10 protein-coding genes and 1 tRNA gene are annotated in these 12,212 nt (G+C 58.0%); 4 read left to right on the top strand and 7 right to left on the bottom strand.

What is annotated here, in order from left to right:
* Nucleotides 1-560 precede the first annotated feature (560 nt).
* From C476_RS10035 to C476_RS10025, 3 genes are all read right to left on the bottom strand, one after another.
* The gene (locus C476_RS10035; RefSeq protein WP_008012472.1) at nt 561-3,254 is read right to left on the bottom strand and encodes a UvrD-helicase domain-containing protein; all 2,694 of its coding nucleotides are present in this window, start codon (nt 3,252-3,254) and stop codon (nt 561-563) included.
* Nucleotides 3,255-3,796: 542 nt separating this feature from the next.
* Nucleotides 3,797-3,871: transfer RNA gene (locus C476_RS10030), tRNA-Glu, on the bottom strand.
* 115 nt (nt 3,872-3,986) lie between these two features.
* On the bottom strand, nt 3,987-5,183 hold the full coding sequence (locus C476_RS10025; protein WP_008012470.1) for a helix-turn-helix transcriptional regulator: 1,197 nt from the start codon (nt 5,181-5,183) through the stop codon (nt 3,987-3,989).
* A gap of 176 nt (nt 5,184-5,359) precedes the next feature.
* Between C476_RS10025 and C476_RS10020 the strand changes: the two genes are divergently transcribed.
* Nucleotides 5,360-5,938 (top strand): MBL fold metallo-hydrolase, encoded by a 579-nt coding sequence (locus C476_RS10020; RefSeq protein WP_008012469.1) that lies wholly within the window; start codon nt 5,360-5,362, stop codon nt 5,936-5,938.
* 32 nt (nt 5,939-5,970) lie between these two features.
* Here the strand turns inward: C476_RS10020 and C476_RS10015 are convergent, their stop codons facing one another.
* The 3 genes from C476_RS10015 to C476_RS10005 all read right to left on the bottom strand — a co-directional run bounded on the left by C476_RS10015 (nt 5,971) and on the right by C476_RS10005 (nt 8,265).
* The gene (locus C476_RS10015) at nt 5,971-6,801 is read right to left on the bottom strand and encodes a hypothetical protein (protein ID WP_008012467.1); all 831 of its coding nucleotides are present in this window, start codon (nt 6,799-6,801) and stop codon (nt 5,971-5,973) included.
* The gene (locus tag C476_RS10010) at nt 6,798-7,064 is read right to left on the bottom strand and encodes a DUF5827 family protein (RefSeq protein WP_008012466.1); all 267 of its coding nucleotides are present in this window, start codon (nt 7,062-7,064) and stop codon (nt 6,798-6,800) included. Before C476_RS10010 ends, C476_RS10015 begins: the two co-directional genes overlap by 4 nt.
* Nucleotides 7,065-7,134: 70 nt before the next feature.
* Nucleotides 7,135-8,265, bottom strand: coding sequence for an RNA ligase (locus tag C476_RS10005; protein WP_008012464.1), 1,131 nt, complete (start codon nt 8,263-8,265; stop codon nt 7,135-7,137).
* 112 nt (nt 8,266-8,377) lie between these two features.
* On the opposite strand from C476_RS10005, the gene C476_RS10000 reads away from it, so the two are divergent.
* Nucleotides 8,378-9,064 carry an RNA ligase partner protein gene (locus C476_RS10000; RefSeq protein WP_008012463.1) on the top strand — a complete coding sequence of 229 codons (687 nt, stop codon included), beginning with the start codon at nt 8,378-8,380 and terminating at the stop codon, nt 9,062-9,064.
* Between the two features lie 12 nt (nt 9,065-9,076).
* On the opposite strand, the gene C476_RS09995 is transcribed toward C476_RS10000, so the two are convergent.
* Nucleotides 9,077-9,910, bottom strand: a complete 834-nt coding sequence (locus C476_RS09995) for a UbiA family prenyltransferase (protein ID WP_008012460.1) — start codon at nt 9,908-9,910, stop codon at nt 9,077-9,079.
* Between the two features lie 264 nt (nt 9,911-10,174).
* Between C476_RS09995 and sucC the strand changes: the two genes are divergently transcribed.
* Nucleotides 10,175-11,323 (top strand): ADP-forming succinate--CoA ligase subunit beta, encoded by a 1,149-nt coding sequence (gene sucC / locus C476_RS09990; protein WP_008012458.1) that lies wholly within the window; start codon nt 10,175-10,177, stop codon nt 11,321-11,323.
* Nucleotides 11,323-12,195 carry a succinate--CoA ligase subunit alpha gene (sucD, locus tag C476_RS09985; RefSeq protein ID WP_008012457.1) on the top strand — a complete coding sequence of 291 codons (873 nt, stop codon included), beginning with the start codon at nt 11,323-11,325 and terminating at the stop codon, nt 12,193-12,195. Before sucC ends, sucD begins: the two co-directional genes overlap by 1 nt.
* The last annotated feature ends 17 nt before the right edge of the window (nt 12,196-12,212 follow it).

Below are 12,212 nucleotides of genomic sequence, written 5' to 3'. Positions count from 1 at the left end.
CCTCATCTTCTTCGTACTAAAACAGAATCGCCGAACACTACTTAAGGCCTACGAACCCCTCCCCTCAAAGGTAGGTAATACCACACAACCTACCAGATAGAGAGACGACTATAAATTTCGCTCTTGTGAAGAAATTGTTATTGAATCAGAGAATCAATCGAGCGGTTTGTTTGAGCGCTTCTCGACCCCGTTTACGAATGATTTGTTGTTGGAGCTGGAATGGTCTGTGATATGTGGTTGATTTGTCTTTTGAGACTCTTCGATGCGGCAAGAGCAACCGTCGCACCAGCGGCGCGCGACTCTCGTCTCACCAGGGAACGTTCAAGACAACCACACAGAGTGTTTCAGCTTCGTCGAGTATTCTACCGAAGACCGAGAAAGAAGCACTCAAACGAGATATCCAAGCAACGTTCAGAAATCAATAATGTGCTACACAGGAGAAAAGGGCCTAAATTAACAATACCCATATATATATATATATATATATATATATCAGAATCTATCGATACCCACAAGATTATTTGCCATTAGTAGATGATCAGATTGAGAAAGAAAAGCTGTCAGCAATTACTCATCTCAACCTCGTCATCTAGCTGAAGTTGTAACCGTTGTGACCCATTTGTTTCTTCACCATACGAATCCCGATACTGAATCCCACAGTTTTTAAGCATCAATGTTTCTCCATTCTGCTCAAATTTCTTGATCATGCGCTTTTGAGCAGCAGTTGCATCATAGAGATTCAGATCGACGAGTCCACGACCATCCCAATCGAACGTAGCGAAGTTTTGACTATTTTTTGCGATGACACGCCCACTGAGGGACTTGCGAATTTCTCTATTAGTTTCAATTTCATTTAACTCGGCTTGTGAGAGCGGCCTAAGATGCTCACAGTGTGAGTCGGGAAGTTCGTCGATGAAGACAGACTCTGCTCCCTGAACGGTCAACACATCCAATCGTGACTTTGATCGTGTGAGAGCGACATAGAATAAGCGGCGTTCTTCTTCCAATTGGTAACTAGCTTTGTGTTCCTCATAGATTTCGGGTGGCTGTTTGACTGGGTCAACCCACTTATCTCCCTGAAGGCTAGGATATCCGTGGTTTTGAACGACCTTCGGGATGAGAACATGTTCCGCCTCAGACCCTTTTGAATCGTGAGCGGTACGTATGTCAACACTATCTGGAAGCGATTTTTTGAGGGAGTAGTAGAATGATGGGTCAGCATCTTTCTGTCGGAGAAGTACTTGCGTTTCTTCAGGTGAATACGGGGATTCCTGAATTAACGACCTTATCTTACGCTCCATTGACTGATTAAGTTTGTGCTCAAATGTGTCACAACCCAAGTGGTGGATCTGAACGGGATCACCACCCGGTAGACCGGATGGTTCTTTTTCAGTTCGGATATCGTTATTCTTGATCAGGGCGTTGCTCGCATCGACAACTGATTCAGGACATCGGTAATTATTTTCGAGTCGAGTATCTTCGAAAGCGTCAAAATCTGCTAATAGTGGGTTGTCGTCTGTAAAGATTTCTTCAGGTGTTATATCAATCTCATCGTATTTACCGGCATCAAGCTCGTCTCCGAAGTTGATAAATAGATCCGGCCGGGCACCTTGGAACCCGAAGATACTCTGCCAGTCGTCGCCAACACCGAAAGTCCTTACATCCTGTCGTTGTTTGGCGAGTTCCTTGACTACGCCGAACTGCACTCGGTTCAAATCCTGCATCTCGTCGACGAAGAGATACGAATACAAGTTGTTCTCGTCAACATCCCCCTCTCGAAGGAGGTCTCTAGTAAGTACTACTGACCCATGGAAATCAGTCTTCGTCCTATTATCAAACACTTCATTGAATTTCCTGTAGGCTGCAATCGAGAGTCGCGCAAATTCCTCAACACCCTCGTCCAAATCTTCGCCTTCTTCTTTGAGATATGATTCAACCTCATTTTTTGTCTGAACGGGGTTCCACTCACGAACTCGAGCTTGGTTGATGAACTCAGAGACCTTCTCTACAATATCGTGGTAGAGAACCTTCCTGTCGTATACGTAGTCTTTGAGGTTGCGGCCACTCAAGCGATTGGAAAGGTCAACACCCACCTGTTGAAGTTCATTTTCGAGGGTTGTTTGGACAGCATTAGCAAACCGAGCCTTGGTTTGTTTTCGCTTCCAATTTAAATCATCGCTTGGGCGATGAAGAAGGTTTTCGCCGTCAAGAACAATGACTGTCTTGCCTTCAGGATCATTATCCAGTTTCGGATTCGAGGAGAAGAGTTGGCGTATCGTCTCGGGTCGTTCACTGTGAATATTCCGATACTGAGGTCGATCTTCACGGGTCTCTTCAGAAGTGCAGTACTGAATATAGAGACGCTCTCCCTGCACAGGTTCGACAAGTTCAAAGTCTAAAATAGATCCACCAGATGGAGATGAAGCCCATTCGATATGCGTTTGATAGTCGTACTCTAATCCGAGCGTCGTAAGAAGTTGTGCAATCGACTTATGGGCAATCCCTTCCTCAGGAATGGTGTCTAACTGAACCTCTTCTCCTTGTATCGTTACTGTTGATTTCGCCGCATGTGACTCATAGACTCCGTCCACAACATCGATGTCGTTCGGATCATATCGATCATCCTTCCACGTACTCATGAAGGATTCGTAGGTTGCTTCGAGTTCCTCGTCGTCTTGTATATCGCGCCATATCCGGGCAATCTCAGTAGTTTTGGCTTCTCCAACGACAAATTCCAAATCGCTGTACTGGTTCTCAGCTATCGACTTGCTGTATGAATTGATCGTCCTCACATCGACACCCGTAATATCGAACGTCTCCTCAAGTTCCTTCTGCATCTCGTCACGTCCATTGCGAGTGAAAGTGAACGCTAATAGATCACTCGCAGATACGTCGTTAAATTCAGAGAGAATAAAGTGAACTCGGCGGCCGAATGTGGTTGTCTTCCCGGTTCCTGCAGCCGCATTCACTCGGTTAAAGTTGTCATTTGCAAAGATTGCCCGAAACTGTTGATGTGTATGGGAGTGGGCCGGATCATCGAAGAAGTCATTGAGTTCAGACCCGTGCTTCTTTTTCATGTGATCAATCCACTCTGCGTTGTACGTGGAACGACGTTCTATGAACTCCAATACCGCTTGAAGATCCTCCTCTAGTGTCTTTGCTGCATCAAGAACCTGTTCTTCGTAGCACCCACTTTCATCCAACAACGGTTCCAATCGCGCTAATGCTTCAGACGCAGTCTCGTATTTGTTCAAAGCTTCGTAAATCGTGAGGTAGTCCGTATACTCCTCAGTGTATTGTTTCTTCCATTCGATCAGCTTATTTGTCGTTTCAATGATTCCTGTTTCCCTATACCCTGAAGAACTACTTCTGGATCGATTGATCCAGTCGTAGAACTTGAAGAGAACAACCCACGGATAAACGCCAAAACCCGGTTCATCGATACGTTGCCCGACGAATCTTCAGGCAATAAGCATTTTCAAACCAGAATATATTCGAGGGGTTGGATATCGTATCACAGATACAGAACGGTATCCCCAGCTGATTATTTTATTTATCTATATTATTAAAATAGAGTATGAACAGATGACAGCACTAGCGGATGCAACACTGCTACAGCACTCTCGAGCAGCGTCTAGCAGTGGAAATTGAGGGGATAGCGAGGTTATACAAGAGATAGTAAACGGTCGCTATCGGTACGATCCGACGATGATAAACGATGTTTATTTCACACCGTGACAAATAATTCAAGTAGCGGTGAACGAGTTTAGCCGATAGAAGGGCCGTAAATGAGGAATGCTCCGACAGGGATTCGAACCCTGGTCATTGCCGTGAGAGGGCAATATGATTGGCCGGACTACACCATCGGAGCGGGCTTCGTCTTCACTCAATCGTAGAGCGGTGTTATGTTTAAGGATTCCGTTTCAATCCTACAGTGGGAGGGGGTCGCATGAGATAACGTATCAGCGCTAGTATATTGTCGGTTGTCACTCCTCGAACGGTGACTTCGTGGCCTCGGGCTCGAAGCCCTCGAGGCTGATGATGTTTTCGCGGCCGACGCGGAGTTTGCTGATGGTGCCCTCATCTTCCATATCCGAGAGCAGCATGCTGACCTTGGATTTCGACCAGCCGGTTTCCTCGACGATGTTGACCTGTTTCATCCGCCCGCCGTTCTCGCGGATGAGTTTGACGACGCGGTCTTCGTCCGTCAGGAGTTCCTCGTCGGCGATCGAGTCGGTTTCCTCGGGGGGTTCGCCGGCCGCGTCGGCGGCAGCTGGTGCGGGCTGTGCTGAGTCGGGTGGTGACTCTCCGGTGGCGGGTTTGCCAGCGCCGGGCCCGTACCGTCGATACCAGATTACGGCTGCGGCGGCGAGGCCGAGACCGAAGAGGGCTCCGAGGAGAGGCAAACCGGGACCGCCGCCTATAGCTGTAATCAGTCCCGTGTCGGTACTCCCAGGACGGTCGAACACGGCACGGGGACGGCCGTCGATGAATCCCCGTTGACCGCTCCACTGAACGGACTCCGCGTCTTCAATCGAGTCCCCGGCGTACTGCCCGTCGGCAGGTTCGATCGATTGGAACGTGAGATCACCGCCGGCCTCGATGACGATTTCCTGATTCGACTCGAGAAAGACATCGTTGAAGACGTCACCGACGATAATTCGGTCCGCGTCGACGGCTGCGAACCGCTCCCACGTAAAAGACATTTCGACGACACCCATCGTCGTGAATCGCTCTTCGACCTGCGCGGAACGGCGGAAATTCGTCGCTTCCATCTCCCGGCCGGTTTCCCGTTGTCCGGACTCGACCATCAGACGCGACTGGTTGGTAAATCGGTCGTAGAAGTCCGTCTCGTTGGCCTCGAACTCCTCGGCGAAGGCTTCGAAGTTCTCTCTGGCAGCGGTCGCGTTGTCTTCGTTTGCGAACACCTGTTCGTACCGGAAGGTCCACGTCGCGCTGCCGTTTTCGTGAACAGTGATCTCGAACGTCGTCTTGTCGAAATCCTGGGCTTCCTGGGCGGCGAACTGGTCGCCATCCGGTGGGGTCGCCATCGCCGCGGGGTGTGTCTCCGCGGTTGGCGAAGTGATCGGTCCAGTGTCGGCCACCGCGATCGGTGCGCTGACCCCGGCGACGAGCGTAAGGACGACGAGAACGACGAATCCGACGGAGGCCGGCCGATTCATTCGTCTACTCACTACGTGTCGGAGCTAAAAATGCTTGTGAATAGCGAGATGGCTGGTAGAAACGGTCGATACTAGCTGTACACGTACGATGAGTGTCGCCTCGCTCGCTTGCGGCGGTTCCCGACACTCCGACCTGTGTCGATACCCACAAATCGATCGACTGTGTAGCAGGCCTCATGATCTCGAATCTCGCACAGGGTGTGCAGGCGTTTACTAGCAACGTCTTTCTCGTTACCGGTGACCGGCCCGTCCTCGTCGATACGGGCGCGAACTTCGACGCCGTTGCAGCCGTCTCCGATCGCGTCGACGACCTCGAGGCAGTCATCCTGACCCACACCCATCGCGACCACGTCGGGAACCTCGCGGCAGTCAAGGAGGCATTCGACGTCGACGCGTGGGGGTACGACACCGCGGTCGACGGCGTCGACCACGCAATCGCGGACGAGGAGACGGTCCAGTTGGGCGATCACGACTACGTCGCGCTGCACACGCCCGGACACAAAAACGACCACCTCTGCTTTTACTCGGCGGAGGCGAGCGTGCTGTTCGCGGGCGATCTGATCTTCCAGAACGGGAGCTTTGGTCGCACCGACCTTGAGGAAGGCGACCGACCGACGCTGATCGAGAGTATCGACCGCGTACTCGAGTGGATCGATCCCGACCTCGAAGAGATGCACACGGGCCACGGGCCAAGCGTGACCAACGACCCCTACGGCCACGTCGAACTCTCGGCGCAGATGGCACGCCAGACGTAGGCGCGTCGCCCGACAGAGAGACTGTCCAGCAATCAGACCTGTCTGGCGGCGTCGAGAAACGTATCGTACGCGTCCGCGTACGCGCGAGCGATCCGTATGGGATCGTCCCGCTGTTCTTTGCCAAGGGGCGGTAATCGCACGCGCTCGAGCGGGTCGAGATAGTCGAGGACGTCGGGGACGCGCTTCTCGATGGCCCCGTCTCTCGGGCTCGAGCTGGCAATCTCGCAGGCTCGACAGTAGCGGTCGCCGTCGTAGACGCGCACGCGGCCGGGTTCGACGGCTGCGACGGCGGCGATCTGCGCTGGATCGAGCGACGACAGCGGAAGCGCGATATCGCTGTAGGACTCGACGACGGCGACGTCCGTGTCCTCGATCTCGGTAGCCAGACGGTCGAACGCGGGGACGTACTCCCGCTCGGCGAGGTCGTTGAACTCCGCGACGGCCTCGACGGGAACGGCGTCGGAAAGGGGGAGCGCGTCGGCAACTGCGTCCGGAACCTCGGCGGTTGCATTGCGGACGAACAACGCATCCTCTGGGTCGCGGCCGATCCGGTCGACGACGAACTCTCGGTCGGTCCGGCCGAGCAGGCCGCTGCCGCCGCCGGGGCTAGGCTGCCAAAGTCGGTGGACAGGGTTGAGCCGCTCTGGCGATCGGCCGCGGCCGTCGGCCGCCGAGAGCCGCGCCGCGTCTTTCCCGTAGAGTCGCCCGTCGGCGAGGGCACGTCGGCAGTCGTCGTGGTCGAACCAGAAGTCGTTGCCGGCGCGGGGTTTGTAGCCAACCGCGCCGGTGCGCTCGAGCAGGCCGGCCGAAAACGTCGTCTTGCCGGCGTCGACGCGGTCGGCACCGACCACGAGGAGGATCATTCTTTCAGGCCGTAGTAGCCGGGTTCGTCCTCGTCACGGGGTTCGGCGACCACGAGGTCGTCGGCGTTGGTCATGATCCACGGGATCGCCCAGTCGAGCAGGATGTCCTCGGTCTCGCGGTCGATGTCGGCGTCTGGCTCGAGACCCTGGAGCAGTCGTGCGATCTCGTAGACGGTGTACATCTGGTCGTCCTCGAGCAGTTCCGCCGGCGTGTAGAAGTCACACGGCGGGAGGTTTTCGAACTCGGATTTGGGAACGGGCATACACGTCCGTACCGGCGGCCGGTGCCTAAAGGGTTCGTTCGCGCTCGAGGGCGAGTGGTGTGACCCACCGTCACTCGTCTCGCGTCCCGCCCTCGAGATAATGGGCGATGCGGTCCCGACTTGATTCGGCTACCTTGACGAACTCGACGACGCGCTGGCCGTCTTCACGACGATCTGACTCGAGCTCGATCGTCATCGACTGGTCGTGTAGATGGTCGAACAGCGCGTCGATCGAGTCGGCGTCGCCCCTGACCGTGTGTCGGTGGCCGATCGTCTCGCCGTCGTCGACGTCCTGAATGGCCTCGACCATTGGAACGAGGATCGACTCACCGAGGTCGTGTGCGCGCTCCTGGAGTCGAGCCTCGTCTTCGTCGAACTCGGCGGCCTGAAACGCCTCACGGATGAGCCGCGAGAAGACGAAATCCCGGCCGTGGTCGAACGGCAGCGAGAAGGCGTAGGCGAGTTCGTCGTGGTGCTGGGCTTCGGTCGTATACTTGACCATCGCGTCACCGGGTTCCGATTTCATCACGACGCCCTCCCGACCCGCCGCGTCGAGTTCATCGATGGCGTCGCGGACCAGCTCGGCGGCGGCGGTATCCGGCGGTGCCCGTCCGAACAGTCGCGGCTGGTTGAAGTCGTACGTTTCACAGATCGCGCGGCGATCGACCACGGATAGCGGGTTGCCCGACTCGCGGTCGCGAACGCCGAAAACGCGGAAGTCGTGGGTATCTACCCCCTCGTAGTCGGTGGTCGTGTAGGGTGTTTCCGGCCCGATGAGTTCGGCACAGAGGGTCTTCTCCGGATGCTCGTCGAAAAACCCCTCGAGCGACAGCAGCTTGCGCGCCCGCGCGGTCGTGTACGGACAGACGTAGCCGCTTCTGGTAAACGCAAGCGGCTCGCCGACGTCGGCGATTCGGACGTTGAACCCGTCAAGTTTCTCCTCGACGGCGACGGTCTCGGCGTCCTCGAAAAACGACGGAACGCCCGGCTCGAGCACGAGCAGTCGCGGGATGCTCGGATACCCCCTGATAACGGTCTCGGCGTCCTCGACGATGACGGTCCCGCGCTCGAGGCCGTGGCGTGCGTCCGTCAGGACGTGGTAGGTCCGACCGTCGAACGACCGTTGCTCGAAGTGCTCGAAGAGGTCGGCCGGCTCGTCGGTCGTGGCCCCGAGGCGCTCGAGGTACGCGTCGTGGTCCATATATCGACTCTCGCCGTTCATCGGCAAAAACACCGGGCCGGCCCCCGCTCGGATCGGCGGCTGCCGTCCGCACGGGGTGAGGTCTATGTGGCTCACCGTCCAATCGAGACGTATGCCCGGCGACCTCCCGCGCCAGCGGTTCGTCCTTGACACCTCGCTGTTTATCACCGAGGAGATCCGCCGCGACGACGAGTCGCTCGAGGCGGCCGTGCTCCGCCTGCTCGATCTCGTCTCGACCGCGCGCCTCGAGCTCAATATCTCCTGTTACGTACCGCCGTCGATCCATGACGAACTAGGGACGATGTTGCGCGAGCGCGACGTCGACGACGCCGTGTTCTCGCGGCTCGACACCTGGGTCGTCCGCAAGAGCCCCGACCGCTACGGCGTCACGATTCCCGCGAACGTCGTCTACAACTTCATCGACGAGATGAGCGATCGGGTCGACCGCGGCTTGCGGGTCTCGGAAGAGGCCATCCGCGAGGTCGAACAGCTCGATCCGGCTGATCTTACGCGTGACACCGATGACGGCGAACGGGAGGCCTACATGACCGAAGCTGATCGCGTCCTGTCGAATCTGCGTGATAAGTACCGCCGAGCGCTCCGACAGGGCGTGCTCGACTCCCGCGAGGATTTCGACTTGCTCATTCTCGCGCGCGAGCTCGACGCCGGCGTCGTCACGGAGGACCGGGGCATCATCTCGTGGGCCGACGAGTTCGGCCTGCGCTACGTCCGCGGCGGGCAGTTCCCGACGCTGCTCGAGGAGTACCTGCGGGCGACTGGCGTCGCAGACGACGACTAAGCGGGAGCAGCGTCACCAGACGAGCCACTCGAGTGCGAGCACGACCGCGGCGAGGAAGACGTGTTCGCCGTCGACGACGAACCCGTAGTACAGCGGGCCGCGGTCGGGGGTCGCAAACGGGATGTATGCGCAAACGTAGGCGTTCATCGCGAGCACGGCGAGAAACCGTCGCGGGATCGTCCCCGTCACCACGAGTGCGACGACCACCGTGGCGACGACGATGGTCGCACCCAGCGACCAGACGCGCGTCGCGTGCGGGCCGAACTGATTCGGGACCGTCGGAATGTCCTCTTCGCGGTCGCCCTCGATGTCTTTGATGTCGAAGATCACCGCGGCGATGGTGATCATGACCGTCACGTAGGCGAACATGAACAGGACCGAAAGCGACCAGAGCTGATCGTAGTAGTAGCCGATGCCAAGGGGGAGTGCACCCCACGCGAGGCCGACGAAGAGGTTCTTCACGAGGAAGACCTGTTTGATGCCACCGACGGAGTACAGCAGTGCAACCGCAAGGGGGAGCAAGAGATACGCCGCTCCCGAAAGCCCGAGCGCGACGGCGATCCCAATCGCGGCGACGTAGAGTGTGATCCCGGCCGTCAGCCAGACACGGCCGTACCGCTTCGTAAACGCCGCGCGATCCGGGACGTTTTGTTCGTCTTCCGCGAGGTCAGTAAACCGGTTGACGGTGTAGACGAACATCGTGGCCGCGAAGACGATAAACAGCGGCAGGGCTTCGAGTGGCAGGTCCGCGAGGACGGCGGTGGTGACGACGACGCTGAGCGTGGCCAGCGAGATAAAGAGGTTGCTGTGGACCAGAAACCGGAGCACGGTCGTGATCGACGACATCCACCCCGAGGGTCGACAGGTTGCGGTAGGGTTTGTCACGGGGGAGCCCCGAGTGGCCCTAGGGGAAGCCGAACTTTGAATGCTGTGACAGACCGGCCCATATCAGTGCTACCCCGTTCGTGGACCGGACTGTATGGATGGCACGCGCAGGCGATCGTGGATGGTAAATCGTGAACGATCCACGGGAAGAGCCCCCGAATGCGTGTCAGTGGCGAGCGGAAACTGGCAGGATTTAAGCAAGGGCGGAACGGCCCTTCGAATGGTATGAAATTACACGAGTACCAGGCGAAGCAGGTCTTCGCCGATGCCGGGGTACCGACGCCGGACTCGCAACTCGCGTCCGACGTCGACGGCGTCGTCACCGCGGCCGAGGAGATCGGCTATCCAGTCGCGGTCAAGGCGCAGGTACAGGTCGGTGGTCGAGGGAAAGCCGGCGGGATCAAACTCGCCGACGACGAAGACGAAGCCCGCGAGGCAGCCGAATCCATTCTCGGAATGGACCTCAAAGGCTACCACGTGGACCGCGTCCTCGTCGAGGAAGCGGTTGACTTCACCGACGAACTCTACGTCGGGATCACGATGGACCGCGGCGAGGGCAAGCCCGTCGCGATGGTTTCGACGAAAGGCGGTGTCAACATCGAAGAGGTCGCCGAGGAAGATCCCGACGCGATCGCCCGCGAGCACATCGATCCCGCCTTCGGGATGCACCCCTACCAGGCCCGCAAGGCCGTCTACGACGCCGGTGTCGACCAGTCGGTCGCCCGTGACGTCTCGAGCGTCCTCACCACGCTCTACCAGCTCTGGGACGACAAGGACGGCGCAGACGCCGAGATCAACCCGCTGATGGTCACGAGCGATGACGACGTCATCGCGGCCGACGCCGTGATGAACATCGACGAGGACGCGCTGTTCCGCCAGCCCGAACTCGCCGAGATGGAAGAGGAAGCCGCCGGTGGCGACGAACTCGAGCAGAAGGCAGACGAGTACGGCTTCGACTATGTCCGCCTCGAAGGCAACACGGGGATCATCGGCAACGGTGCCGGCCTCGTGATGACGACGCTGGACCTCGTCGACTACTACGGCGGCGAGCCCGCCAACTTCCTCGACGTCGGTGGCGGCGCGAAAGCCGACCGGATCGCGAACGCACTCGACATGGTCTTCTCCGACGACAACGTCGAGAGCGTCGTCTTCAACATCTTCGGCGGTATCACCCGCGGCGACGAGGTCGCCAAAGGGATCAACGAAGCGCTCGAGCAGTTCGACGAGATCCCCAAGCCAGTCGTCGTGCGGCTGGCCGGCACCAACTGGGAGGAAGGTATGGAAATTCTCAACGAGGACCTCGTGACGGTCGAACAGACCCTCGAGGATGCAGTTCAGCGTGCTGTCGAGTACGCTGAGGAGGTGAGCGAATAATGAGCGTACTAGTCGACGACGACACGCGCGTCGTGGTACAGGGCATCACCGGTGGGGAAGGGAAGTTCCACACCGAACAGATGATGGAGTACGGCACCAACGTCGTTGCCGGTGCGGTCCCCGGCAAGGGCGGTCAGGAAGTCAGCGGCGTGCCAGTTTACGACACGGTCCACGAAGCAGTCGAGGAGGAAAACGCCGACACCTCGGTCATCTTCGTCCCGCCGGCCTTTGCCGGCGACGCAATCTTCGAATCGCTCGACTCCGGACTCGACCTCGCGGTCGCGATCACGGAAGGCATCCCGACCCAGGACATGGCCCGTGTCAACAAGCGCCTGACCGAAACCGACACGCGGCTCATCGGCCCGAACTGTCCCGGCCTCATCACCCCCGGCGAGGCCAAACTCGGCATTCTCCCTGGTAACATCTTCTCGGAGGGGAACGTCGGTCTCGTCTCCCGCTCGGGCACCCTGACCTACCAGGTCGTCGACAATCTGACCAACCGCGGCATCGGGCAGACGACCGCCATCGGCATCGGCGGCGACCCGATTATCGGCACCAACTTCGTCGACGCCCTCGAACTGTTCGAGAACGACCCCGACACCGACGCGATCGTTATGTGCGGTGAGATCGGTGGCGAAGACGAGGAAGAAGCCGCCGCGTTCATCGACGAGCACGTCGACACGCCGGTCGCCGGCTTCATCGCCGGCCGCACCGCACCGCCAGGCAAGCGCATGGGCCACGCCGGCGCGATCGTCTCCGGCTCCGGTACCGGCACCGCCGAGAGCAAGATCTCGGCGCTCAACGACGCCGGCGTCCCCGTCGGCGACACCCCCGAGGAAGTCGCCGACCACATCGAAGAGTTCCTCGCGTAACAGAGCCGATCCACTCG

The organism is Natrinema limicola JCM 13563, assembly GCF_000337475.1.
GTDB classification, from domain to species: Archaea; Halobacteriota; Halobacteria; order Halobacteriales; family Natrialbaceae; genus Natrinema; species Natrinema limicola.
The sequence above is the reverse complement of the archived record's forward strand: the minus strand, read 5'-3'. Positions and strand labels throughout refer to the sequence as shown.